The 23,364-nt window shown below is 66.8% G+C and carries 25 protein-coding genes; 21 read left to right on the top strand and 4 right to left on the bottom strand.

The window, feature by feature from the left end:
- Positions 1-120 precede the first annotated feature (120 nt).
- The gene (locus AC3AP7_RS22035) at positions 121-1,188 is read left to right on the top strand and encodes a TAXI family TRAP transporter solute-binding subunit (RefSeq protein ID WP_487364665.1); all 1,068 of its coding nucleotides are present in this window, start codon (positions 121-123) and stop codon (positions 1,186-1,188) included.
- An 18-nt stretch (positions 1,189-1,206) separates the two neighbouring features.
- Here AC3AP7_RS22035 and AC3AP7_RS22030 read toward each other — a convergent pair whose 3' ends face one another.
- A complete protein-coding gene (locus AC3AP7_RS22030) occupies positions 1,207-2,637 on the bottom strand; it encodes an aminotransferase-like domain-containing protein (protein ID WP_487364664.1) in 1,431 nt (476 codons plus the stop codon).
- Positions 2,638-2,746: 109 nt separating this feature from the next.
- Here AC3AP7_RS22030 and AC3AP7_RS22025 point away from each other — a divergent pair, with 109 nt between their 5' ends.
- The 11 genes from AC3AP7_RS22025 to AC3AP7_RS21975 all read left to right on the top strand — a co-directional run bounded on the left by AC3AP7_RS22025 (position 2,747) and on the right by AC3AP7_RS21975 (position 14,371).
- Entirely contained in the window at positions 2,747-3,727 is a 981-nt protein-coding gene (locus AC3AP7_RS22025; RefSeq protein ID WP_487364663.1) for a DMT family transporter, read from the top strand.
- A gap of 358 nt (positions 3,728-4,085) precedes the next feature.
- Positions 4,086-4,640 carry an N-acetyltransferase family protein gene (locus tag AC3AP7_RS22020; protein WP_487364662.1) on the top strand — a complete coding sequence of 185 codons (555 nt, stop codon included), beginning with the start codon at positions 4,086-4,088 and terminating at the stop codon, positions 4,638-4,640.
- A gap of 223 nt (positions 4,641-4,863) precedes the next feature.
- Positions 4,864-5,793, top strand: a complete 930-nt coding sequence (locus AC3AP7_RS22015; RefSeq protein ID WP_487364661.1) for a MerR family transcriptional regulator — start codon at positions 4,864-4,866, stop codon at positions 5,791-5,793.
- Positions 5,794-6,180: 387 nt separating this feature from the next.
- Positions 6,181-7,113: a mechanosensitive ion channel family protein gene (locus tag AC3AP7_RS22010; protein ID WP_487364660.1), complete on the top strand. Its 933-nt coding sequence runs from the start codon at positions 6,181-6,183 to the stop codon at positions 7,111-7,113.
- A 323-nt stretch (positions 7,114-7,436) separates the two neighbouring features.
- Positions 7,437-9,005 (top strand): flavin-containing monooxygenase, encoded by a 1,569-nt coding sequence (locus AC3AP7_RS22005; RefSeq protein WP_487364659.1) that lies wholly within the window; start codon positions 7,437-7,439, stop codon positions 9,003-9,005.
- Positions 9,006-9,089: 84 nt separating this feature from the next.
- Positions 9,090-9,995 carry an SDR family NAD(P)-dependent oxidoreductase gene (locus AC3AP7_RS22000; RefSeq protein ID WP_487364658.1) on the top strand — a complete coding sequence of 302 codons (906 nt, stop codon included), beginning with the start codon at positions 9,090-9,092 and terminating at the stop codon, positions 9,993-9,995.
- An 88-nt stretch (positions 9,996-10,083) separates the two neighbouring features.
- Complete coding sequence (locus AC3AP7_RS21995; RefSeq protein ID WP_487364657.1) at positions 10,084-10,962, top strand: metal-dependent hydrolase; 879 nt, start codon at positions 10,084-10,086, stop codon at positions 10,960-10,962.
- Positions 10,959-12,020, top strand: a complete 1,062-nt coding sequence (locus tag AC3AP7_RS21990) for an alpha/beta fold hydrolase (RefSeq protein WP_487364656.1) — start codon at positions 10,959-10,961, stop codon at positions 12,018-12,020. Before AC3AP7_RS21995 ends, AC3AP7_RS21990 begins: the two co-directional genes overlap by 4 nt.
- Before the next feature lie 264 nt (positions 12,021-12,284).
- Positions 12,285-13,340, top strand: a complete 1,056-nt coding sequence (locus tag AC3AP7_RS21985; protein WP_487364972.1) for an urea transporter — start codon at positions 12,285-12,287, stop codon at positions 13,338-13,340.
- 9 nt (positions 13,341-13,349) lie between these two features.
- Positions 13,350-14,126, top strand: coding sequence for a class II aldolase/adducin family protein (locus AC3AP7_RS21980; protein ID WP_487364655.1), 777 nt, complete (start codon positions 13,350-13,352; stop codon positions 14,124-14,126).
- A gap of 56 nt (positions 14,127-14,182) precedes the next feature.
- Positions 14,183-14,371 (top strand): 4-oxalocrotonate tautomerase, encoded by a 189-nt coding sequence (locus tag AC3AP7_RS21975; RefSeq protein WP_488324866.1) that lies wholly within the window; start codon positions 14,183-14,185, stop codon positions 14,369-14,371.
- Positions 14,372-14,879: 508 nt separating this feature from the next.
- On the opposite strand, the gene AC3AP7_RS21970 is transcribed toward AC3AP7_RS21975, so the two are convergent.
- Positions 14,880-15,302, bottom strand: a complete 423-nt coding sequence (locus AC3AP7_RS21970; RefSeq protein WP_487364654.1) for a hypothetical protein — start codon at positions 15,300-15,302, stop codon at positions 14,880-14,882.
- Positions 15,299-15,538 carry a hypothetical protein gene (locus AC3AP7_RS21965; protein WP_487364653.1) on the bottom strand — a complete coding sequence of 80 codons (240 nt, stop codon included), beginning with the start codon at positions 15,536-15,538 and terminating at the stop codon, positions 15,299-15,301. Before AC3AP7_RS21965 ends, AC3AP7_RS21970 begins: the two co-directional genes overlap by 4 nt.
- Before the next feature lie 193 nt (positions 15,539-15,731).
- On the opposite strand from AC3AP7_RS21965, the gene AC3AP7_RS21960 reads away from it, so the two are divergent.
- Together AC3AP7_RS21960 and AC3AP7_RS21955 are read left to right on the top strand one after the other, a co-directional pair.
- The gene (locus AC3AP7_RS21960) at positions 15,732-16,028 is read left to right on the top strand and encodes a type II toxin-antitoxin system RelE/ParE family toxin (protein ID WP_487364652.1); all 297 of its coding nucleotides are present in this window, start codon (positions 15,732-15,734) and stop codon (positions 16,026-16,028) included.
- Between the two features lie 38 nt (positions 16,029-16,066).
- On the top strand, positions 16,067-16,366 hold the full coding sequence (locus AC3AP7_RS21955; RefSeq protein WP_487364651.1) for an addiction module antidote protein: 300 nt from the start codon (positions 16,067-16,069) through the stop codon (positions 16,364-16,366).
- Between the two features lie 7 nt (positions 16,367-16,373).
- Here the strand turns inward: AC3AP7_RS21955 and AC3AP7_RS21950 are convergent, their stop codons facing one another.
- Positions 16,374-16,523: a hypothetical protein gene (locus tag AC3AP7_RS21950; RefSeq protein ID WP_487364650.1), complete on the bottom strand. Its 150-nt coding sequence runs from the start codon at positions 16,521-16,523 to the stop codon at positions 16,374-16,376.
- Positions 16,524-16,624: 101 nt separating this feature from the next.
- Here AC3AP7_RS21950 and AC3AP7_RS21945 point away from each other — a divergent pair, with 101 nt between their 5' ends.
- The 7 genes from AC3AP7_RS21945 (at position 16,625) to AC3AP7_RS21915 (ending at position 23,333) form a co-directional block, all read left to right on the top strand.
- Positions 16,625-17,875 carry an IS256 family transposase gene (locus AC3AP7_RS21945; protein WP_475763347.1) on the top strand — a complete coding sequence of 417 codons (1,251 nt, stop codon included), beginning with the start codon at positions 16,625-16,627 and terminating at the stop codon, positions 17,873-17,875.
- A 319-nt stretch (positions 17,876-18,194) separates the two neighbouring features.
- The gene (locus AC3AP7_RS21940) at positions 18,195-18,404 is read left to right on the top strand and encodes an XRE family transcriptional regulator (protein ID WP_487365064.1); all 210 of its coding nucleotides are present in this window, start codon (positions 18,195-18,197) and stop codon (positions 18,402-18,404) included.
- On the top strand, positions 18,385-19,149 hold the full coding sequence (locus AC3AP7_RS21935) for an SGNH/GDSL hydrolase family protein (RefSeq protein WP_487364971.1): 765 nt from the start codon (positions 18,385-18,387) through the stop codon (positions 19,147-19,149). The genes AC3AP7_RS21940 and AC3AP7_RS21935 overlap by 20 nt, the downstream gene beginning before the upstream one ends.
- Positions 19,150-19,267: 118 nt before the next feature.
- Entirely contained in the window at positions 19,268-19,474 is a 207-nt protein-coding gene (locus AC3AP7_RS21930) for a hypothetical protein (RefSeq protein ID WP_488324865.1), read from the top strand.
- 44 nt (positions 19,475-19,518) lie between these two features.
- The gene (locus AC3AP7_RS21925; protein WP_487364649.1) at positions 19,519-20,526 is read left to right on the top strand and encodes an acyltransferase family protein; all 1,008 of its coding nucleotides are present in this window, start codon (positions 19,519-19,521) and stop codon (positions 20,524-20,526) included.
- Positions 20,527-20,537: 11 nt separating this feature from the next.
- Positions 20,538-21,548, top strand: coding sequence for an acyltransferase family protein (locus AC3AP7_RS21920; protein WP_487364648.1), 1,011 nt, complete (start codon positions 20,538-20,540; stop codon positions 21,546-21,548).
- Between the two features lie 411 nt (positions 21,549-21,959).
- Positions 21,960-23,333 (top strand): cytochrome ubiquinol oxidase subunit I, encoded by a 1,374-nt coding sequence (locus AC3AP7_RS21915; protein ID WP_487364970.1) that lies wholly within the window; start codon positions 21,960-21,962, stop codon positions 23,331-23,333.
- Positions 23,334-23,364 lie beyond the last annotated feature (31 nt).

Raw genomic sequence — 23,364 nt, 5'->3', positions numbered from 1 at the left:
CACCACCCCACAGAACCGCTGCAGCCTCGGGCAGGCATCGCAGCGCACGACCGGCTCACCGATCCTTCGCAACGTGCATCGCGAAGACGCATTCAACCGGATACCCGGAGGCGGACAACCATGTTCAGAACAATGCTCGCAGGCTGGTTCGGACTCGCACTGGCCGTGGCGGCCGCGCATGCCGAGCCGGCGCACTATACGATCGTCACCGGCCCGGAGCGCGGCACGTATATCCAGATCGGCGCGGATCTCGCGAAATGGGTCGCGCCGCCGGCCGGCATCACGCTCGACGTGGCGCCGTCCAAAGGCTCCGCCGAGAACGTGCAGCGGCTGCGCTACCAGCCCGGCGTGAAGCTCGCGCTGGTGCAGTCCGACGTGTACCAGGCGTACCTCGACATGGCGAATGCGGGCGATGCGGACGCGGGGGTCGCGATCCGTCCGTTGCGGCTGATCATGCCGCTCTACGACGAAGAGATCAATTTCGTCGTACGCGCGGACTCGCCGCTGAAGAATATCAACGACATCCGCGACAAGACGATCAGCGTCGGGCTGCTCGGCAGCGGCACCGCGCAGTCCGCGTACACGATCTACCGGCTGATGTTCGGCCAGCCGCTGCCCGAGCAGAACGCGCGGCACCTGAGCAACGAGGACGCGCTTGCGGCGCTGATCGTCCACAAGATCGACGTGGCGATCATCGTCGTCGGGCAGCCCGCGAAACTCTTCACCGACATGAATCCCGCGCTGCTGCAGCAGTTGCGCCTGCTGCGCGTCGACCCGCATGCACCGGAAACCGCGCGCGCGGAACAGACGTACTTTCCGGCGACGATCCACACCGCCAGCTACCCCGACTGGCTGAAGGACGACACGCCGACCTTCACCGTGAAGTCGTATCTGGTGACCTACGACTACGGGCTGCGCGACACCGTCGTCCATCTGGACCGCTTCGCCGATTCGCTGTGCCACAACTTCGGCAACCTGCAGGCCTACGGCCATCCGAAATGGCGGCAGGTGAAACTCGCGCTGCCCGAACTCGGCAAAGGCTGGCAGTACTACGGGCCGGTCGAGAAGCGTCTGCGCGCCTGCCTCGCGCATCGCGTCGCGACACTGAACGCCGCCCCCGCGCCCGCGGCGAACGACGCAGGTCCCCCCTGCACCGGCGAGGCGCGCATTTTGATGCTGTGCCACTGAGCGCCTGAAGCGCGTGCTTCAGGCCTGCGCGCGAGCGGCATCGAGCGCGCGCAGCAGCACGTCATAGACTTTCGGCCGGTTGCTCTGCGACACGTTGAAACGCAGATAGCCGGCCGCCGACTGCGACACGCTGAACACGTTGCCGGGCGCGAGCACGACGCCGTCGCGCAACGCGTCGCGCGCCACCGGCGCCGCGTCGAGCGACGCCGGCAGACGCGCCCACACGAACATGCCGGCCCGCGGACGCGTCCACACGTCGAGCCCGGCCTGGGTGAGCCGCCGGATCGTGTCGCCCATCGCATCGGCCAGCTTCGCGCGCAGCGTCTCGAGATGACGCCGGTAGGTACCGTCGATCAGCAGCCGGTGCACGACGCTCGCGCTCAGCTGCCCGTTGCCGTAGGTGGTCGCGAGCTTCAGATCGACCAGCGGATCGATCCAGTCGCCGCGCGCGGCCACATAGCCGCAGCGCGCGGCCGCCGACAGCGTCTTCGAGAAGCTGCCGATCGACACGACGCGCGCGAGGCCGTCGAACGCGGCGAGGCGCGGCGCCGCTTCGTCTTCGAGATCCGCGAAGATGTCGTCCTCGACGATCAGCAGGTCGTGCTCGCCAGCAAGCTTCAGCACGCGGTGCGCGACGGCCGGCGCCAGCGTCGCGCCCGTCGGGTTGTGCAGCGCCGAGTTGGTCACGTACAGCCGCGGCCGATGCTCGGCGAGCACCCGCTCGAAGCGCGCGAGGTCGGGACCGTTCGGCGTATACGGCACGCTGACGATCCGCACGCGATGCGCGCGCAGCAACGCCTGGAAGTTGAAGTAGCACGGATCGTCGAGCAGCACCGTGTCGCCCGGTTCGAGCAGCAGACGGCACACGAGATCGAGCGCGTGCGTGCCGCCGTCGGTCAGGACGATCTGCTCGGGCGGCGCGTCGACGCCGTGCTGCGCGAGCCGCCAGGCGAGTTGCTGGCGCAGCGCGGGCAGTCCGAGCGGATTCGCGTAATCAGCGAGCGGCGCATGCGGGTCGCGCGCGAGCGCGCGCAGCGCGCGGCGCATGCCGTCTTCCGGCAGCCACGACGCCGGTAGCCAGCCGCACCCCGGCTTGAGCACCGCCTCGCCGGCTTCGAGCGACTGGCGCGACAGCCACAGCGGATCGAGCTCGCGATCGAGACGCGGGCCCAGGTCGGCAAGCGCCAGCGGCGGCGCATGCCCGGAGACGAAGAACCCGGCGCCGCGCCGCGCGACCAGCACGCCCTCCGCGACGAGCCGGTCATACGCCTCGACCACCGTCGACTTCGACACCTGCGACGCCTGCGCGATCGTCCTGATCGACGGCACGCGCGCACCCGGCATCAGCGCGCGGCTTGCGATACGCTCGCGCAGTGCGTCCATCACCGCTTCGACGCGCGTGCGCCCGGCGGGCGCGCGTGCGCCGACATCGTGGAAAGTGTGCGTCATCTGTACTGCTGTACGTACCGTACAGTTTGAGAGAATTGTACTGATCTGTAGCTTAACCTTTTCGCTGCCGGCGCGCATGCTGGACGCTGCTACTGCCCCCGGAGTCCCGATGACCCTACCCCGCCCCGATCTGCATGCGAGCCGCCCGGCCACGCGCCGCGGCACCGCGAGTGCCTGGCTGAGCGGCCTGCTCGGCGTCCTGATTTTCAGCGGCTCGCTGCCGGCCACGCGCGTGGCCGTCGAAGGTCTCGCTCCGCTGTTCGTGACCACCGCGCGCGCGACGATCGCCGGCACGCTCGGCCTGATCCTGCTGCTGGTGTTCGCGCGCGCGCGCCCGGCGCGGCACGAGATCGTGCCGCTCGCCGCGGTCGCGGGCGGCGTCGTGGTGGGCTTCCCGCTGCTGACCGCGCTCGCGCTGCAGCACGTGACGTCCGCGCACGCCATCGTGTTCATCGGGCTGCTGCCGCTCAGCACCGCGATCTTCGGCGTGCTGCGCGGCGGCGAACGGCCGCGCCCCGCATTCTGGCTGTGCTCCGCGCTCGGCAGCATGGCGGTCGCCGCGTTCGCGCTGCGTCACGGCATCCGCACCGCGCCGCTCGGCGACTCGCTGATGCTCGCGGCGATCGTCGTCTGCGGATTCGGCTATGCGGAGGGCGCGCGGCTCGCGCGCCACCTCGGCGGCTGGCAGGTGATCTCGTGGGCGCTGGTGCTCTCGCTGCCGGTGATGCTGCCGCTCGCGGTGGCGTCGCGCCCCGCCTCGTTCGGCGCGGTCCATGCGGCCTCGCTGTGGGCGCTCGCGTACGTGTCGCTGTTCAGCATGCTGATCGGCTTCGTGTTCTGGTATCGCGGCCTCGCGCTAGGCGGCATTGCCGGCGTCGCGCAACTGCAGTTGCTGCAGCCGTTCTTCGGCTTCATGCTTGCCGCATTGCTGCTGCATGAGCAGGTGCCGCCGGCGATGCTCGTGGTGACCGTCGTCGTCGTCGCCTGCGTCGCGAGCGCGCGACGGTTCGCGCTCGCCGATACTCGCGCCCCGTCCGCGCCGGGTTCGGCGCGCGGCGGTACGCAAAACCCCGCGTCAAACCGCATGTGAAAGCCGCGCGCGACTTTCCGCAAAATGTTGCGCAAGCGGCTGCGCCGCTGCGCGCATCGGCCGCGCGGCCTCCGCGTGATGCGTGATGCGTGATGCGTGATGCGTGATGCGTGATGCTCGATGCTCGATGCCCGATGCCCGATGCCCGACGTTCGACGCGGTCCGCCCAGGCGCGAACGCGTGCACTCGTGGCGCTCCACGCGTATCCGCGACATCTTGCGTCTCGGCCCATCCGGCCGGCGGCGGCACGGGCCCGCCGGCCACGCTTTTTGAGCCCTTCCACCGACGCGTGCTGTCCGGGCATAGTGTTGTCTTTGCCGTGATGTTTCATCACGAGATCCATCCACCGGAAACCCGCATGAGTCTGCTCCAGTCCGACGCCGCCCATCTGCGCGATGCCACCGAAGACGATCTGCCGGCCATCCAGGCGATCTACGCGCACCATGTGCTCCATGGCGTCGCGTCGTTCGAGGAGACGCCGCCTTCGGTCGACGATTTGCGCGGCCGCCTCGCCGCCGTGCACGCGCACGGGCTGCCGTATCTCGTCGCGCAGATCGGCGGGACGCTGGCCGGCTACTGCTACGCGACACCGTACCGGCCGCGCGCGGCCTATCGCCATACGCTCGAAGACTCGATCTACATCGACGACGCCTGGCGGGGCCGCGGACTCGGCCGTCTGCTGTTGCAGGCGCTGATCGAGCGGTGCGAAGCCGGTCCGTGGCGCCAGATGGTGGCGGTGATCGCGGATCATGGCAGCGGCGGTTCGCTGTCGCTGCACCGCAGCCTCGGCTTCGAGCTGGTCGGCACGCTGAAGGCCGTCGGCTTCAAGCACGGCCGCTGGCTCGATACGACGCTGATGCAACGCGCGCTCGGCGCGGGCGCAAACGCGCTGCCCAAACCGCAGCGTGTCTGAGCGTTATGTCTGAGCAGTGTGCCTGAGCGCTGTGCCCGAGCGCTGTGCCCGAGCGCTGTGCCCGAGCGCTGTGTCCGAGCGCTGTGTCCGAGCGCTGTGTCCGAGCGCTGCGCCCGAGCGGTCCCGCAGAAAGATCGCCACGCCCGCCGGCAGCGGCCGGATCCGGCGGTCCGCCCGGTTCCCGGTCACGCCGGCGTCGCTAACGCCGCGTTAGAATCCCCCCATGCCGAACACGCCCTCCCCCCCGGCGCCCGCGACGCCACGCCACGAATACACGGTCGACGAACTCGCCCGCGTAACCGACACGACCGTGCGCAACGTGCGCGCGTATCAGGACCGCGGGCTGCTCGCGCCGCCGGAAAAGCGCGGCCGGGTGGGCATTTACGACGAAACGCATGTCTCGCGCCTGAAGCTGATCCACCACCTGCTCGCGCGCGGCTACACGCTCGCGAACATCCAGGACCTGATCAAGGCCGTCGACGAAGGCCACGACCTGCGTGCGATTCTCGGGCTCGAGACGGCCATCGGCAGCCGCTGGTCGCACGAACGTCCGCGCAAGTACTCGCTGCTCGAACTAAAGCAGATGTTCGGCAAACAGGCATCGCCGGGCGTGCTCGGCAAAGCGGTCGAACTCGGGCTGCTGGAGCGCGACGGCCTGTCGTTCGTCGCGCGCAGCCCGGCCGCGCTGTCGGCCGGCGCGACGATGGCGCAGCAGGGTATCGACCTCGCCGGCCTGCTCGACGCGGTACGGATCTCGCGGCCGCATTTCCAGGCGGTCGCGAAGGCGATGGTCGACCTGGTCGTGCGCCAGCTCGACCGCTACGCATCCGACGCACTGCCGCCGCCGGCCGACGTGCCGGCGCTCGTCGAGACGATCTGGCGCGTCCGGCCGCTCGCGATGGTGCTGGTCGAAACCGAGACGAACCGCGCGCTCGAAGAGGCGTCCGGCGACTATCTCGGCGACCGCGTCGCCGCCATCCTCGCGCGGCTGGGCAGCGCGGCGTCGCCCGAGACGATGCGCGAGGGCGCATCCCCGACGGGCGGCGGCGCCGCACGCCCCGCTGCGGCCACCGCGGCCGCTACCCCGTCCGCGGCAGGCGCGCCAGCGCGTGGCACGACACGTACCGCGCCGGCCGGCAAACGCGGAAGATAAGCCGCGCTGTCGGCGCGCGCGCCGCGCAGGGCGCGGCTATGTCCCGCGCGTCGACAAAACGATAAAGAAGTTTAAAGAAGCGCACGGCGCTGCCTGACAGGCATTATCATGCGCGTCGCGCCGTTGCGGCGTTGCGGCAGCGTTGCGCTGCATGGTGCGCTGCATGGCGCCTGCGCCATTACGCCATCACTCGACAGGGCGGCACGCCTTTGCGCGCCGCGCGCCGCCCATATGGCCCGGGACAGCCCGGGACCGTCCCGGATGGTTCCGGGTGGCCCCGGACGATTCCAAACGGCACCAGACGGCACCCGGCGCCCGCGCGCCCAAAGCATCGCCCTCTCCCGCACGCCCGCCACGCGTCGCGGCGGCTTCACGACAAGGATTCCCATGGCCCTGCAAGACCTTCTTACCCATCTCCATCCGGACCGCTGGACGTTCCTCTGGAACGGCCTGACGACGTTCTCGATGCACCTGAGCGCCGCCGTGCTGATGCTTGTCGTCGGCTGGTGGATCGCGCGCCGCGTCGCGCGCTCGCTGAACCGGCTGCTCACGCGCCAGTCGCGCCTCGACGCGACGCTGCGGCCGATCCTCTGCGATAGCAGCCTGTGGGGTATCCGCGTCATTGCGATCGTCGGCGCGCTGTCGCAGCTCGGCATCGAGACGGCCAGCATCGTCGCGGTGCTCGGCGCGGCCGGCCTCGCGATCGGTCTCGCGCTGCAGGGGACGATGCAGAACATCGCGGCGGGCATCATGCTGTTGCTGCTGCGGCCGTTTCGCGTCGGCGACTCGATCGAATCGGGCAGCGGCAGCGTGGCCGGCACCGTCGAGGAGATCAGCCTGTTCACGACGCGGCTCACGAAAGCGGACGGGATCTGCGAGTACGTGCCGAACAGCGCGCTGTGGAGCAACGCAATCCGCAACTACACGCGCAATCCGACCCGCCGGCTCGATCTCGAAGTGGAAGTGTCGGTGCGCGACGATGTCGAGCGCGCAATCGAGGCGCTGCGCGCCCTGACGCTTGCGGATCCGCGCGCGCTGCCCGAGCCGGCGCCGCAGGTGATGGTGAGCCGCTTCGACGACAGCACCGCCGTGCTGAACATCCGCGTTTGGGCGACGATCGACACGTTCTGGGATCTGCGCTGGGCGCTGTCGCGCCAGGTGCGGCGCACGCTGACCGATGCGGAGTGCCGGCTGCCACTGCGCACCCGCGAGTTGCAAATCGTCGGCGCGACCGGGTTGCCGCGCGCCGCGTCCGGCAACGTCCCTGCCGGCGCCCCTGCCAGCGACGCGCCGGCCCAGGCGCAGCACGCCGCCCAGTAGCACGGCTTTGCACGCGCGGGCCGGGTCACGCAGCGAACCCGGCCCGCGCGGCGCCCCTGCGCGTGACGACCCGCGCGCGCCCAACGCATACACGCCCCCTCGGCGCGCCCGCCCTCCGCAGCACCCGACGGGCTTCCCCGCTTCCCTACCCGCAACACCCCTTCCCGCCGCATCCCTTCCCGCCGGCAAAAAACAGCGCCCTCCGGCCGTTTCCGCCCCGATAGAGTCTCCCGTCTAGCCGCCGCCCTTGCGCAATCCGCCGCGCGCCCCTATCGTTACATCAATCAATGTAACAGTTAATAGTGAAAAAGGAGACGGACCGGATGAACGCTCGCTCGATGCCCCCGGACGCGCTCGCGCCGCTCGAAACCGATATCGCGATCATCGGCTCCGGCTTTGCCGGCCTCGGCATGGCGATCCGGCTGCGCGAGGCCGGCATGACCGATTTCCTCGTCGCCGAGAAGGCCGCCTCCGTCGGCGGCACCTGGCGCGACAATCATTACCCCGGCTGCGCGTGCGACGTGCAATCGCATGTGTACTCGTTCTCGTTCGCGCCCAATCCGCGCTGGAGCCGCATGTTCGCGCGTCAGCCGGAAATCCGCGCGTACCTGGAGGACTGTGCGCGGCGCTTCGGCGTCGAGCCGCACCTGCGCTTCGGCCACGCGCTCGTCAGCGCCGTCTACGACGACGTGCGGCACCGCTGGCATCTGCGCTTCGCGAACGGCCGGCAATGGTCCGCGCGCGTGCTGGTGTCCGGGATGGGCGGGCTTTCGCGCGCGGCGCTGCCCGAGATCGCCGGCCTCGACACGTTTCGCGGCAAGACCTTTCACTCGCAGCAGTGGGACCACGGCTACGCGCTCGAAGGCAAGCGCGTCGCGGTGATCGGCACCGGCGCGAGCGCGATCCAGTTCGTGCCGCAGATCGCGCCGCGCGTCGCGCAGCTGCACCTGTTCCAGCGCACGCCGCCGTGGATCATGCCGAAAGCGGACCGCGCGGTGAAGCCGTTCGAGCAATGGCTGTTCCGTCACTTGCCGTTCACGCAGAAACTGGTGCGCGCGGGCCTCTTCTCGATGCTCGAATCGCGCGCGTTCGGCTTCGCCGTCCATCCGTCGCTGATGAAAAGCGCGCAGAAGATCGCGCTGCGCCATCTGCGCCGGCAGGTCCCCGACGCCCGCCTGCGCGCCGCGCTCACACCCGGCTACACGATGGGCTGCAAGCGCATCCTGATCTCGAACGACTACTATCCGGCGCTCGCCCGCGAAAACGTCTCGGTGGTGACGGACGGCATCGCCCGCATCGAGGCCGACGCCGTCGTCACCGCCGACGGCACGCGTCATCCGGTCGACTGCCTGATCTTCGGCACCGGCTTCCAGGTGGCGGACCCGTTCCCGCGCGGCGTCGTGATCGGCCGCGACGGCGCCGACATCGTCGATACGTGGCGCAACGGCGCGCACGCGTATCTGGGTACGACACTGCCTGGTTATCCTAACTTCTTCATGATCGTCGGCCCGAACACCGGGCTGGGCCACAACTCGATGGTCTACATGATCGAGTCTCAGGTCGAGTACGTGCTGCGCGCGCTCGACGCCATGCGCATCGGGCGCGCCGGCGCGATCGAAGTGCGCCCGCAGGTCGAGCGTGCGTACAACGCACACCTCCAGCACAAGCTGTCGCGCGCGATCTGGTCGATCGGCGGCTGCAAAAGCTGGTATCTCGATCCGCGTTCGGGACGCAATACGACGCTGTGGCCGGGGTTTGCGTTCCGCTTCCGCCAGGCGACGCGCCGCTTCACGATGGACGACTATTTCGCGTACCCGCCGCGCACCGGGCCCATCGCGCCGGTCGAGGCCGCGCATCCCGCCGGCGCGGGCGCCTCTGCCGGTGCGACCTGATACGGCCCCCCCGATCCGCAACACGACTGCCGCCGCGCATGCCCCCGCGCGCCCGGCGCACGCAGACAGCACAGGAGAACGCAGATGAAGCACTTCACCGATCGCGTCGCCGCGATCACCGGCGCAGGGTCCGGCATGGGCCGCGCACTGGCGCTGCACCTGGCCCGCGAGGGCTGCCATCTGTCGCTCGCGGACCGGCATGCCGCGAACCTCGAAGAGACGGCGCGGCTCGCCGCCGCGGCCGCGCCGGCGCGCGCCGGCGCACCGCTGCGCGTCACGACGCACGTGCTCGACGTCGCCGATCGCGCTGCGGTGTTCGACTGGGCCAGCGAGACCGTCGCGCGGCATGGACGCGTGAACCTCGTCTTCAACAATGCGGGCGTCGCGCTGTCGAGCACGATCGACGGGATGGATTATCAGGACCTCGAATGGATCGTCGGCGTCAACTTCTGGGGCGTCGTTCATGGGACGAAGGCGTTCCTGCCGCATCTGAAAGCCGCCGGCGAAGGGCATATCGTCAACACGTCGAGCGTGTTCGGGCTGTTCGCGCAGCCGGGCATGAGCGGCTATAACGCGACCAAGTTCGCGGTGCGCGGCTTCACCGAAGCGCTGCGCCAGGAACTCGACCTGATGCGCTGCGGCGTATCCGCGACCTGCGTGCATCCGGGCGGCATCCGCACGAACATCGCGCAGGCGAGCCGGATCGCGCCGAACATGGTCGGCTTCATGCTCGAAAGCGAGCAGCAGGGCAAGGACGATTTCGAAAAATTTTTCATCACGAGCGCCGATACGGCCGCGCGCGTGATCCTCGACGGCGTGCGCAAGAACCGGCGCCGCGTGCTGATCGGCCGCGACGCGCGTGCCGCCGACTGGCTCGCGCGCACGCTGCCCGCGGCGTATCAGGCGCTCGTCGTGCTGCAGACGCGCCGGCTCAAACGCCAGGCGGCCCGGCGTGCGCGTGCCGCGCAACCGGCGGGCCGGCGCGCATGACGCGCGGACCCGCCCTTTCACGTTCAACCGCGCCCGCGCGGCGATGCGCCGCGCAGGATGGCCACCCGCCCAGACAAGGAGTCCCCTCATGATGCCGATCCGCCGCGACCTTCGTTTCGCCCTGCCGCCCGAGCGCGCCTGCGACTGGCATGCGCAAGGTTCGCACGTGACGCATTTCTTCAACGCGTTGTCGCTGCTGTTTCCGGCCGGCGAGCGCTTTTTCATGGACAGCGTGCGCAACTACCGCGAGCGCATCGACGATCCGGTGCTGAAAAAGCAGGTGCTCGGCTTCATCGGCCAGGAAGCGATGCACACCCGCGAGCACGTCGAATACAACGATCTGCTGCAGGCGGCGGGCCTGCCCGCGCACAAGCTCGACCGGCGCCTGACGCTGTTCCTGAACCTGAACCGCAAGCTGCCGAAGGCATTCCAGCTCGCGATGACGGTTGCGCTCGAACATTACACCGCGATGCTCGCGGGCCTGCTGCTGTCGGACGACACGCGCATTGCGGGCGCCGTCGAAGGCTACCGGCAGATGTGGACCTGGCATGCGCTGGAGGAAACCGAGCACAAGGCGGTGTCGTTCGACGTGTGGAACGCGGTGCTGAAGCCGGGCGTCGGGCGCTATCTGCTGCGCACCGGCACGATGCTCGCGGTTACGCTGTTCTTCTGGCTGATCGTGTTCGATTACCACCTGCGCCTGATGATCGCCGACCGCCGGCGCGGCGGACATCTGCGCGGACTCGCGCGCGTCGTGACGTTTCTGTACGGGCCGCGGCACGGCGTGTTTCCGCGCATCGCGCGCGAGTGGCTCGATTTCTTCAGACCTGGCTTTCATCCGTGGGACCACGACAACCGCGCGCAGCTCGCGCGCATCGACGGGCTGGTCGCAGCCGTCGATGCCGCGAACGCCGCCCAGCCCGGCGCGCTGAAGACGAGCCGGCGCGGCGTGCGGGCGGCCGCGTGATCCTCGACGCACTCGCCGTCCAAAGCGGCGACGTGCGCCTCGCCGTCTACGTGAGCGGCCCGCGCGACGCGCCGCCGCTGATTCTCGTGCACGGCTATCCGGATTCGGCGGCCGTCTGGGAGCCGGTGCGCGCCGCGCTCGACGGGCGCTACCGCGTGATCAGCTACGACGTGCGCGGCGCGGGGGCATCCGGCGCGCCGCGCACGCGCGCCGGCTATCGGCTCGCCGAACTCGCCGCCGATCTCGCCGCAGTCGCCGACGCGACCTGCGGCGCGCGCCCGTTTCACCTCGCCGCGCACGACTGGGGCTCGATCCAGAGCTGGGAGGCGGTCACCGATCCGGCGTTTGCGGGCCGCATTGCATCGTTCACGTCGATCTCGGGACCCTGTCTCGATCATGCGGCCGCCGGTCTGCGCGGCGCCCGGGGGCAAAATGCGGCTCGAAGCGCGGATCGAAGCATGGATCAAAGCACCGCGCCACGCAGTGCGCGCAGCGTCCGCGACGGGATGCGGCAGGTCCTGAAATCGTGGTACATCGTGTTCTTCCATCTGCCGCTCGTGCCGGAACTGGTCTGGCGCCTCGGCGGCGCGCGCGCGTGGCCGCTCTGGCTGCGCATCACCGAACGGGTGCAGCCCGCCCGCGACCCGGCGCAGTTGCGCAACGCGCTGAACGGACTGAATCTGTACCGCGCGAACTTCGTCGCCCGGCTCAGGCAGCCGCGCGCGCGCCGCGCACACGCACCGGTGCAGTTCATCGTGCCGCTGCGCGACCGTTATGTCGGCGCGCCGCTGTCGCTCGGGCTCGAACGCTGGCTCGGCACATACACGCGCGAGACGGTCGACGCGGGACACTGGGTCGTGCTGCGCGATCCGGCCGGCATCGCCGCGCGAATCGATGCGTTCGCGCGCGCCCAGTCCGCGCGCGATGCGGGGACGAAGGCGGGTTCGTGGGCAGGTATGGAGGCCGGGACCGGGGCGGATACGAGGGCGGATACGAGGGCGGATACGAGCGCCGGTACGAGGGCCAATACGGGGGCCAATACGGGGGCGAACGGCTAGCGCGCCTGCCGCCGGGCTTGTCCTGACGCGCGTCGCGACACGGGCGACGATGCCGGCGGTACATCGGCCGCCGCCTCTCTGGCGCCGCGGCAAACGCACGCGCAAACGCGCACACGCACACGCACGGTCGCCCGGATGACGCGCGCGCCTCACGTCAAATAGCCACTATCAACGCGCATGGATGCCTGTCGGCCGGCGGCTGCCCTATGCTCGCGGCTGACTTTCACACCGTGGCGGCGCATGCGCGCCGCCCGCCTGCCGCCGATGTCCACCGACACCCCAAACGCCGACTCCGCCGCGCTGCGCACGTTGCTGCGCAGCGTCGGCCAGATCGTGCTGCAAGAGAACGCATTCACCGGCGCCTGCCTGCTCGCGGCGTGGCTCGTCTGCGCGCCGCGGCTCGCGTGCGCGGCGCTGATCGGCGCGGTCGCCGCCAATATCGGCGCGATGCTGGCCGGCTGCGACGACGCCGATACGCGCGCCGGCCTGCACGGCTTCAATGGCGCGCTCGCGGGGCTCGCGGCGTTCGTCTTCATCGGTGACGGGCGCACCGCGGCGGCTGTCGCGATTCTCGCCGGCAGCGCGAGCGCGTGGCTGATCGCGCCGCTGTCGCGCAGGCTGCGCCCGTGGGGCGCGGGGTTCTATTCGAGCCCGTGCCTGCTCGTCACGTGGCTCTGGCTGCCGTTTGCCCGGCATGCGGCCGGATCCGCTACCGCCGCGCCTGCGCAGTCGTTCTGGCGGCTTTTTCCGGCCGGGCTGCCGCCCGGCGCTCGTGGGCTGCTCGCGACGTTCTCGCCGCATGTCGCATTCGCGTCGCCGGGCGGGCTGCCGCTCGCCGCGCGCGCCGCGCAGGGGATCCTCGCCGGACTCGCGCAGACGGGCTTCGCATCCGGTCCGTGGGCAGGCCTGCTGGTGCTCGGCGGCATCGCCGCCGCGTCGCGCCGGCATGCGCTGCTGGCGCTGGCCGGCGCGGGACTCGGCAGCGCCGTGCAGGTGTGGCTGGGCGCAAGCCCTGACGCATTCGACGCCGGCCTGCTCGGCCTGAATGGCGCGCTGACCGCCCTCGCGCTGGCCGGACGCGGGCGTGCCGCGGCGACTGGCGGTATCCTGTGGTCCGCAGCGTTGCAGCAGATCGCGATGCGCGCCGGCCTGCCGGCGCTGACCGCGCCGTTTGTCCTCGCCACGTGGAGCGTGGTGTGGCTCACGCGACGCCGCGACCCCGAACAGAACCCCGGACCTCGCGTCGCCGCGCCGCCGGGCGCGGCGGCCGAGCGCCGCGTCCGCGCAACGGCCAGCCGCGACGCGCCGTCCGCGCCATAAGGAGACTGCATGTCCTTTGTCCATCAACCGCAAGGCCGGATTGCCGGTCGGCAGACCGCGTCCGCGGCGGAACGGCAAACCCGCACCGACCTCGCCGCCGCCTACCGCCTCGCCGCACTCAACGGCTGGGACGACCTGATCTACACGCACATCTCGGCGAGCGTACCCGACGAGCCGGGCCATTTCCTGATCAATCCGTTCGGCCTCGCGTTCGACGAGGTCTGCGCGTCGAACCTCGTGAAGATCGACCTCGCGGGCAATATCGTCGGCGCGAGCGAGCATCCGGTCAACGCGACCGGCTTTGCGCTGCACGCGGCCGTGCATGCGGCGCGCGCCGACGCCGTCTGCGTGATGCATCTGCATAACACCGCGGGCATCGCGGTATCGTTGCAGCCGGCGGGCTTGCTGCCGGCCTCGCAGCATGCGCTGCGCTTTCACGGACAGCTTGCGTATCACGATTACGAGGGGCTCGCGTTCACGCCGGCAGAGGGCGCACGGCTCGTCGCGCAACTGGGCGCGCAGCGCGCGATGCTGCTGCGCAATCACGGGACGCTGACGGCCGGGCGCACCATTGCCGAAGCGTACGTGCTGATGGCGACGCTGGTGAAGGCGTGCGAGATCCAGCTGCAGGCGCAGGCGGGCGGCGCCGCGCTGGTGCTGCCCGCGCCCGCTGTCGCCGCGCGCACCGCGGAACAGCTCGACGACGGCGGCGCGATCGAAGGCACGCTCGAATGGCCCGCGCTGCTGCGCAAGCTCGACCGGCTCGATGCGTCGTACCGCGACTGAGCAGCCGCCCTTTTCCGATTCCACTCATTTAACCCACCGATCCACGGAGTAACCGCATGCCCACGTTTCATATCGAACTGTTCGAAGGACGCACCGTCGAGCAAAAACGCGCGTTTGTCGAAGCCATTACGAAGGCGACCTGCGAGTCGCTCGGCGTCGAGCCGGGCTCGGTCGACATCATCCTGACGGATGTCAAACGGGAGAACTGGGCGACGGGAGGGAAGCTCTGGAGCGAGGCGGGATAAGGGTTTGAGGCCGATTGGATGGTTGCCGGGATACTTACAATCCAATAACCATCCAAAATTCGTTCAAAATCACGGCGGTACCTGGCCAGATGATGAGGGAAGGCCCATCTTTAGCGGGATGCCCCGCAAGTCAGCGGGAGACGATAGACGCGCCACTTGCCGTGGGCCGGAAAGGGGTGCAGCGGCATCCGTAGACGCTGCTGGAGTCAGGCTGCCGGCGCGACGCTGAACGCGGGCCTGCACCGCAGACATGTCGTGGTCGTGGGGATTGCCACCCTCGGGCCATTGCGCACTCGGGATCATCTGGAACGCGCCGGCGTCGCTTTGCAGCCAGACGTGATCCACAAGCGGCCGGCTTTGCCAGCGCGGCCCCCAGAGGCCCGACCTTCCACGGCCACGATGCCCACAGGTCCGCGCCATTCAGCACGCAGACCATGCCCGCGAGCGCCTCCGCGCGCGAGACGTAGAAGTCGGCCACCACGAACTTCGGCGCCTCGAAGCTGTGCAGTTAACCGATCCGCGCCGGCGGCAGATAGAGAGGCGTCAGATGGGTGCGTGACGCGCCGAGCGAGTGCCCGGCGACATGCACGACGTTCCCGGCCGGGACCGCCGCCAGCGCCCAGTCCCAGAGCTGCTGCATCCCCTCGCAGACGCCCGCCGTGACCGTGCCGCCGTCGACCTTTTGCGGATCCAGCGATACGTCGGCTACGACATCCATGACCCGCCACGCGCTCGCGCGCGTGCCGCTGATGCTCAGATGCGTCTCGCCCCGCGCGTCCGCCGACAGGACCGCCTGGTGGCTGTCGTTCGCGTACTGGCCGATCCACGTATCGCCGAGCGCGGCGAACGCCGCTTGAGAGGCGGCCGGGTCGATCGCATAGGCGACGTTCGCGCGGGCGGCCGCCCGCGCGCATGCTGGCCAGTCGATCATTGCAGCGGCGCGCCGGTGAGCGGCGTGGACGCTGTCACCGGCGCCGAAGCAGCCGCTGGCGCGGAGGCGGCCGGCGCTGCGGCCGTGATGACCTGATCGATCATCTGCTGCACGATCGGGCCGAACGTGTTCAGCACGAGGAGAATCGCGGTCTGGTCCGGGATCAGCGGATTTCCGTTCACGATTGCAACCGCCGCCGGCAGCAGACTGTCGTGGAACGCCTTCAGATCGGTCACGTTGAGCTGGCCGCCGGCGGCGCAAATCGCCTTGTTCGCGGTCGCCGCCTTGGCGAGCGCGGTCTGATCGGCCGAGGCGATCAGCGGCGACGTCGAGAGTTCAGGCTTAACTGAACGGCATTACGCCTCGATGGGCGGCTTTGGTGTTTACCTACACTTGCAACCATGTATCCTATTGGATACAGTGCTTCACATGAACACGATCTACAGCACTGACGAATTCGACGCCTGGGTGGATGGCCTCAAGGACCTGAAGGCCCGGGCCGCGATCTATCTGCGCATCCGTCGCGCCGAAGGTGGCAACGTTGGCGAATACAGGGTGCTGGATGATGGTGTTTCGGAGATGAAGATCGACATCGGCCAAGGCTATCGTGTTTATTTCGCGCGCGAAGGGCGCATCACATACCTGCTGCTTTGCGGTGGCGACAAGTCCACGCAGAACGCCGATATCAGGCGCGCCATCAAGATGTGGAAGCAAATCCGGAAGTAGAACTGCATACGCAGTGACACAAACGCAATGGAGTGCGAATGGACAAGATTAAGGTTGCACGTTTCGACGTGTCGGAACATCTCGACAGCGAAGAGGTGATCGCTGCCTATCTGAGTGCCGCTCTTGAAGAGGGTGACCCGGATCTACTCATGGCCGCGATTGCCGATGTAGCCAAAGCGCGCGGCATCGCCAAGGTGGCGGCAGATGCCGGCTTGGGGCGTGAGAGTCTGTACAAGACGCTTACGCCGGGTTCCAAGCCTAAACTCGATACTGTGTTCAAGCTGATGCATGCGCTCGGCATAAAACTGGTCGCTACACCGGAAACAACGCATGCCTAAACGCCCGTCACCACCAGCGTATGACGTACACCAGCGGAGCTAGAGCCAGCAGGACGATCGCCGTGCCGATGCAGAACCGCAACCAGGGAGAGAGAAACTCCTCAAGCTGAACGCCGGATTTGTCCATCTTGAATTTTCCTTTGGTATACTTTTCCAAGCTTCTTCCTCTTGGTCGCGCAAGGGGTGGAAACGAGAAGCCCTAGACGGGCCTGTCGGGAATTTCGTGTTTAAGGCATAACATGCTCCCAAGGAGAGTTTATGCCTCGCAAACCTAAAGCCCAGCCGGCGGATCTGCCGGCGATTCCCGCCGAGTTGCTTGAGCAGTTCGGCAACGGCCCGATGACAGCCGAAACCATTAGCGCTGCGACGATGGCCTTCAAGAAGGCCCTGATCGAGCGTGCGCTGAACGGAGAGATGAACCATCATCTCGGTTATCCCACTGGCGCGGCCAGGCCGGCCGACGTTACCAACCAGCGTAACGGCCGGGGTGGCAAGACGGTTCTGACCGAGCATGGTCCTGTCCGTATCGAGGTACCGCGCGATCGTGACGGTAGCTTCCAGCCGATCCTGATACCCAAACACGAGCGACGCTTCACCGGCTTCGACGACAAGATCGTCGCCATGTACGCCCGCGGCATGACGGTCCGGGAAATCCAGGGCTTCCTGCTTGAGCAATACGGCACCGAAGTCTCGCCCGACTTCATCAGCTCCGTCACCGACGAAGTCATGGCCGAAGTCACCGCCTGGCAAAGCCGACCGCTTGAGCCGATGTATCCGGTCGTGTTCTTCGACGCCTTGCGCGTCAAGATCCGCGAAGACGCCGTGGTCCGCAACAAGGCTGTCTATCTGGCCTTGGGCGTGCTGCCCGATGGTTCGCGTGACATTCTCGGTTTGTGGATCGAGAACACCGAAGGCGCCAAATTCTGGATGAAGGTATTCAATGATTTGAAGACGCGCGGCATTGGCGACATTCTGATTGCCGTGACCGACGGCCTCAAAGGCATGCCCGAGGCGCTGGCAGCTGTGTTTCCTGCAACGACGCTGCAAACCTGTATTGTCCATCTGATTCGCAATAGCCTGGCCTACGCGAGCTGGAAGGACCGCAAGGCGCTGGCGGCCGCGATCCGGCCGATCTACACTGCGCCGAGCGCCGAAGCCGCGCAGGCCGAACTCGATGCCTTTGCCGAAAGCCCGTGGGGTCAGAAATTCCCGACAGTCAGTGTTGCCTGGCGCAGCGCCTGGGACCGCGTGATTCCGTTCTTCGCGTTCCCCCCGGACATTCGCAAGGTTATATACACTACGAACGCCATCGAGAATGTCAACTCGCAACTACGCAAGATCATCAAGACGCGCGGCCATTTCCCAAGCGACGATGCCGCGACCAAGCTCATCTGGCTGGCATTGCGGAATATCACCGCCGACTGGGGACGCGCAGCAAAAGACTGGAAAGCGGCCATGAACCAATTCGCTATCCTCTACGCGGATCGATTTGTTCGGCCATCCGTGTGATTCTCAACCCCGCCTTGAACACGGAATTCCTGACACCCCCCCCTAGACCGCTCGCTCGCAACGGCTGGGGCTTTCGCCTTTGTGGGGACATAAAAACGCCCGAAGGTGGTTGATTGCTCTTGGCACATGTCCCCAAAGGGCCTATTTTTCGCGACATGGGCAGCGCGTACCGCGCGGCCCGACTCTCCGAAAGGAACGCTCATCAAAACGCCGTTTCGCGCCACCGCGCGCCCTTGGGATATCCCGACATGCAATTCACGCCCCCATTCCGGACGATCTGGAGCGGCTGAAACAGGCGCTTGGCTACAGCAGCACGCAGATGGCGGATCTGTTCGGCATTGCGAGCGGCCGCCAGTGGCGCAAGTACACGTCGAGCAGCGACCGGCGCGACATGGGGGCGCACATGCTGTTCTTCGCCATGGCGCGCCTCGAGCTGGACAAGGCGACCATCGCTCGCGTGCTCTACCGGATGCGGCAGGCGGGCGCGCAGGTGGACCTCTCGGCGCCCGCTGGAGAGCCGCAGCCGTAGCAATGACACTCGGCTGCACAGCCGCCGCGCTGACGGCTGCGGCGGCGGTGGTGGCGGCGGCTCCGCGCCGGCCAGCACGACCGCTGCGGCTACGCCGGCCGTCCCCACGAAGCCCTTCGTAATCGCGCTCTTCGGCGATTCGATCGACCGCGGCCGTTCAGATCCAGCGACCCTCACGTGCAGCGCGACGTGGGCCTACGTTCCCGCGCTCCTGATTCAGGCAGATTTCGACCGACATCCCGAAGTCGGGCCGGTGGTCGTGCTCGATCTGGCGGTGCCGGGCAGCACCTTCGACGATCAGGTGAACGGCACGGCGCCGGCAACGCAGACCCTCGCGTCGATCCTCGCGACCGTGAAACCGGACATGGCCGTCTCGAATAGCGGCGTGAACGACCAGTACGTCGAGGGTGAGCAGCCGCCTCAGGACGCGGCCTCCGAACTCGGTTTCGTCAGCGTCGTGCGCGCGGCCGGCTCGCTGCCCGTGGTCATCGAGCCCACACCGATCTGTCGCAGCGACGCGAACAACGCGCTGTGGACGCAGTTCGTGCAGACCGAGGACGCGACAGCGGCCGCGAACGGCTACTCCGTCATCAAGCTCGCCGCCGTGTGGGCCGCAGATCCGAACTGGTGCAGCGACTACATCGGGGCTGATTTCGTGCATCCGACGGCCGCTGGCTACCAGTTCCGGGAAGCGATGATCTTTCCGCAGCTGCTCGCGCTGGTGAAGCAGCGGCGGGGACTGTGATCAGGAACTCTTCATCGCACTGGCGGGATTGCAGCCCAATCCTTACAGAATCTTCATTTCGTAACACGTTATACTCTCGCCCACAATGAACTGAAGAATAAGTATCGGGGCACCCGCGATGAGAGAGCACTTTGCAAGGCTTGCCGGAATTTTGCGCGGCAAGTCTTTTGCTACATCTGGTGAGGATTCGTATGCCTTCAAAGCTGGCTGGAAGGCTGCGGAACGATCAGACGAATTTAATCCCTACCAGGAAGGCACGGAATCGCATGTGCTCTGGCAGCACGGATACGTAGCACAGGAACGTCACGCGATGACCATCTGGTAACCGCGTCCGTCGCGAAACTTTTCTGGAAAGAACCTTCAATCGAGATGCCACAATCACAGAGTTCCACGTCCGCCGGACACTGGGCGATTCTCGCCGCCCTACGCTTTTTCCTCGCATCGGTCGTCGTTGCGGGCCACTTCGTGCTCATGGTCCGACCAGATAATCACCACATCTTCGGTGATGGCTACCTGAATCCGCTGAGTGCGGTCTATGGTTTCTTTATCCTTTCCGGTTATAGCATCGCCGCAAGCTTGGATCGCGAGAACTCTGGCTTCTATCGTCGCCGATTCATTCGCATTTGGCCGCTCTATCTCGCAGTTATTGTTTTTGGGCTCGCGGCCTATCGACTTTCGCCTACTGGTTTTACGTGGCCCGTCGCGAATCAACATGTGCCCGCGCCCACCGGCTTGCAGATCGTCGCGTCACTACTGATGCTGCAGACAATCATCAGTTCGCCCGTAGCGACGATTGGCCCTACTTGGTCGCTGGCAGGCGAATGGTGGCATTACATGATCGCCCCCGTTCTGAAGCGGCTCCCCAACGCGGTACTTCTGGTTTGGATGGCGCTCTCCTTCGCCTTCTTCATCTCGCTTCACGACGCTGGCCCCGGTGTCGCATGCATGGATCAATTTACGGTCGGCAAAGCGGTCCTTGGACTCTCTTGGGTTTGGGTCACAGGGTTCGTCTATTACCGCATGCGCGGAACGCCTGCGGGCTTCGCAGTCTTAGTCGCACCGAGTCTGTTCGCACTCACAATCGGGCATTCCCCGGGTGTGCCGATGTTCATCACCTCGTTCGTCCTGATTCTTTGTGAAGGCCATAAGCTTACCGACCGCACAATCGCTTCGTTGAATTTCCTTGGCGACTGGTCGTACCCGCTCTATCTGTTCCACATTCCTGCGTTTCTTATTGCGCTAACGCTCGGATCCGATCGGTCGATCATCACGTTGGGGGCGGCATTCGCAACATCGCTCATCGCGCTGTATGTCGTTGACTACCCTAGCAGGAAACTATTCAAGCGCCGACGCTCCGGCACGGCCGTGACCGCGTGATAGGTATCAGCATGAGAGCAGCCATGCAGGCATCGGCGCCCACGCAAAGTCAGTGGGCCATCTTGGCCGGATTGCGATTTTTCCTTTCGGCGTCCGTGGTATTCGGTCACTTTTCCCTATACGTCCGGACCGACCACACGAGAATATTCGGTGACGGCTACCTCAACCCCGGCAGTGCGGTTTTCGGATTTTTCATCCTTTCAGGCTTTAGCATCGCAGCAAGTGTTGCGCGAGAAACAAATGGCTTCTACACACGTCGCGTTGTCCGGATCTGGCCTCTGTATCTCGCCGCAATCGTCTTCGGGCTCGCGGTGTCCGCATTCCTGGCGCCGCATGGAGCTGTTTTGCCCCTCGGCCTTTCATTGCCGCGGGAAGGGATTTTACAGACAGTCGCGTCTTTACTGATGCTTCAGACAATTATCACGTACGCGATTCCGACGGTAGCGCCGATCTGGTCGCTGAGTGCAGAGTGGTGGCATTACATGATTTCGCCGATGCTCAAGCGCTTGTCGAACGTATGGCTCGCGGTATGGGTGGGCGCGTCCTTTATCGCATATCTCACCGTCGAGCCGCCCCCCGGTCACGGGATCGACGCCCTTCCGCATGGGCTCGCGATCCTAGTGTCATCTTGGATGTGGGTGACGGGCTTTCTCTACTATCGCCTTCGCGCTACTCCGCTTGGGTTCGTCGTCCTCGCTCTGCCATCTACTTTCGCCCTCACCATCGGGCATTTTACGGGCGCGCCGCTGTTCATCTCGATTTTTGTGCTCGTGGCAAGTTCGGAGATCCGATTGCCGGGTCGCCTCATCAATAAGTTCAACTTTCTCGGCGACTATTCATATCCGCTATATCTGTTTCACTGGCCGGCGTTTATTGCCGCATTAGCCCTCGGATCGGATAGGTCAGTCATTACTCTCGGCGCAGCCTTTTCTGTTTCGCTTGCTGCCCTCTATCTGATTGACTACCCGTGTCGAAATCTCTTCAGACGCCGGAAGCCATCGGCGTCCGTTGCGGCATCGTGACCATATAGCTCACCCACTATCGCCCAACCCCCGACCGAGGAATCCTGCCAACGCCGGCCGTGCGCACCCGTCCATCGCGACAGCGTCCCCTGCGCCCCACCGTCGCACCCGCCCTGCTGCGGCGCGGTCGATTGACGCACGCTGGCCCGCCGCGGCGCGTCCGCCGCGCAACCGGAAAACGCATAAAACGTGATGTAGATCAGCTATTTAAATAAAAACCCGGCCCTCCCCCTTGCGCCGTTCGCGGCTTTTCGACGCACCTCGCAGCGCAGCACGGCACGCGGCATTGGCCTAACCTTCGGACATCTGCACAACGCAGTGCGCACCGACAGCAGTCGAGGCGCGGTGTCAGCCCGAGGCGTATCAGCAATGAGTCCCGCATTGTCATTTTCGGCTTTCGATCTCGCGCGAATGCAGTTCGCGTTCACGGTTTCGTTTCACATCATCTTTCCGGCACTGAGCATCGGCCTCGCCAGCTTCATTGCCGTGCTCGAATGGCGCTGGCTCAAGACCGGCAAGGTCTACTACAAGGACCTGTGCCTGTTCTGGTCGAAAATCTTCGCCATCGCATTCGGCATGGGCGTCGTCTCCGGCGTCGTGATGAGCTACGAGTTCGGTACCAACTGGGCCGGCTTTTCCCGCTTCGCCGGTCCGATCACCGGCCCGCTGCTGATGTACGAAGTGATGACCGCGTTCTTCCTCGAAGCCGGCTTTCTCGGCATCATGCTGTTCGGCTGGCAGCGCGTCGGCCCGCGCGCGCACTTCGGCGCCACGCTGATGGTCGCGCTCGGCACGCTGATCTCGACGTTCTGGATCCTCGCATCGAACAGCTGGATGCAAACGCCGCAGGGCTTCGACATCGTCGACGGACACGTCGTGCCGGTAAGCTGGTTCAAGATCATCTTCAATCCGTCGTTCCCGTACCGTTTCGCGCACATGGCGATCGCCGCGTTCATCGTCGCCGCGCTGGTGGTCGCCGCGACCGGCGCATGGCATCTGCTGAAGGGCCGGCGCGACCCCGCGGTGAAGAAGATGTTCTCGATGGCGCTGTGGCTGCTGCTCGTGCTCACGCCGCTGCAAGCCGTGGTCGGCGACCAGCACGGGCTGAACACGCTGCGCTATCAGCCGGCGAAGATCGCCGCGATCGAAGGCCTGTGGAACACCGAGCACGGCGGCACCGCACTGAACCTGTTCGGCATTCCCGACATGAAGGCGGAAACGACGCACGACGCGATCTCGGTGCCGCACCTCGGCAGCCTGATCCTCACGCACAGCTGGAACGGCGAGATTCGCGGGCTGAAGTCGTTCCCGCCGCAGGACCGCCCCGATTCGACCGTCGTATTCTGGACCTTCCGCGTGATGGCCGGCCTCGGCATGCTGATGATCGCGGTATCGGCCACCGCCTGGGTGCTGCGCTGGCGCAACCGTCTCTACGACGCCCGCTGGTTCCACCGTCTCGCGGTCGCCATGGGACCGAGCGGCTTCATCTCGCTGCTCGCCGGCTGGATCACCACCGAAGCAGGCCGCCAGCCGTGGGTCGTGTACGGCGTGATGCGCACGTCGCAGGCGGTGTCGCCGCTGACCGCGCAACAGGTCGGCATCTCGCTGATGGCGTTCGTGATCGTCTACTTCCTCGTGTTCGGCACCGGCGTCTACTACATCCTGAAGCTGATCCGCACGGGCCCGTCGCTGCCGGGCACCACGCCGGACGACGTGCCGGCGCAGCCGGGCCGGCCATCGCGCCGCCCCGGCGCGATGGCCGGCCACCTGATCGACGCCGCGTGAGCGCGCGTCCCCTTTTGCTGGAGACCTGAAC

The organism is Paraburkholderia sp. PAMB 6770 (genome assembly GCF_057748135.1).
Note: the sequence above shows the minus strand (reverse complement) of the source record. Positions and strands in the feature narration are given on the sequence as shown.

Coding starts and splice junctions, on each gene's coding strand:
- AC3AP7_RS21915 (WP_487364970.1), top strand. CDS start 21,960: ATGCAGTTCGCGTTCACGGTTTCGTTTCACATCATCTTTCCGGCACTG.
- AC3AP7_RS22030 (WP_487364664.1), bottom strand. CDS start 2,637: ATGACGCACACTTTCCACGATGTCGGCGCACGCGCGCCCGCCGGGCGC.
- AC3AP7_RS22005 (WP_487364659.1), top strand. CDS start 7,437: ATGAACGCTCGCTCGATGCCCCCGGACGCGCTCGCGCCGCTCGAAACC.
- AC3AP7_RS21980 (WP_487364655.1), top strand. CDS start 13,350: ATGTCCTTTGTCCATCAACCGCAAGGCCGGATTGCCGGTCGGCAGACC.
- AC3AP7_RS21975 (WP_488324866.1), top strand. CDS start 14,183: ATGCCCACGTTTCATATCGAACTGTTCGAAGGACGCACCGTCGAGCAA.
- AC3AP7_RS21920 (WP_487364648.1), top strand. CDS start 20,538: ATGAGAGCAGCCATGCAGGCATCGGCGCCCACGCAAAGTCAGTGGGCC.
- AC3AP7_RS21945 (WP_475763347.1), top strand. CDS start 16,625: ATGCCTCGCAAACCTAAAGCCCAGCCGGCGGATCTGCCGGCGATTCCC.
- AC3AP7_RS21955 (WP_487364651.1), top strand. CDS start 16,067: ATGGACAAGATTAAGGTTGCACGTTTCGACGTGTCGGAACATCTCGAC.
- AC3AP7_RS22020 (WP_487364662.1), top strand. CDS start 4,086: ATGAGTCTGCTCCAGTCCGACGCCGCCCATCTGCGCGATGCCACCGAA.
- AC3AP7_RS21970 (WP_487364654.1), bottom strand. CDS start 15,302: ATGATCGACTGGCCAGCATGCGCGCGGGCGGCCGCCCGCGCGAACGTC.
- AC3AP7_RS21925 (WP_487364649.1), top strand. CDS start 19,519: ATGCCACAATCACAGAGTTCCACGTCCGCCGGACACTGGGCGATTCTC.
- AC3AP7_RS21930 (WP_488324865.1), top strand. CDS start 19,268: ATGAGAGAGCACTTTGCAAGGCTTGCCGGAATTTTGCGCGGCAAGTCT.
- AC3AP7_RS21960 (WP_487364652.1), top strand. CDS start 15,732: ATGAACACGATCTACAGCACTGACGAATTCGACGCCTGGGTGGATGGC.
- AC3AP7_RS22025 (WP_487364663.1), top strand. CDS start 2,747: ATGACCCTACCCCGCCCCGATCTGCATGCGAGCCGCCCGGCCACGCGC.
- AC3AP7_RS21985 (WP_487364972.1), top strand. CDS start 12,285: ATGTCCACCGACACCCCAAACGCCGACTCCGCCGCGCTGCGCACGTTG.
- AC3AP7_RS22035 (WP_487364665.1), top strand. CDS start 121: ATGTTCAGAACAATGCTCGCAGGCTGGTTCGGACTCGCACTGGCCGTG.
- AC3AP7_RS21940 (WP_487365064.1), top strand. CDS start 18,195: ATGGCGGATCTGTTCGGCATTGCGAGCGGCCGCCAGTGGCGCAAGTAC.
- AC3AP7_RS22000 (WP_487364658.1), top strand. CDS start 9,090: ATGAAGCACTTCACCGATCGCGTCGCCGCGATCACCGGCGCAGGGTCC.
- AC3AP7_RS21995 (WP_487364657.1), top strand. CDS start 10,084: ATGATGCCGATCCGCCGCGACCTTCGTTTCGCCCTGCCGCCCGAGCGC.
- AC3AP7_RS22010 (WP_487364660.1), top strand. CDS start 6,181: ATGGCCCTGCAAGACCTTCTTACCCATCTCCATCCGGACCGCTGGACG.
- AC3AP7_RS22015 (WP_487364661.1), top strand. CDS start 4,864: ATGCCGAACACGCCCTCCCCCCCGGCGCCCGCGACGCCACGCCACGAA.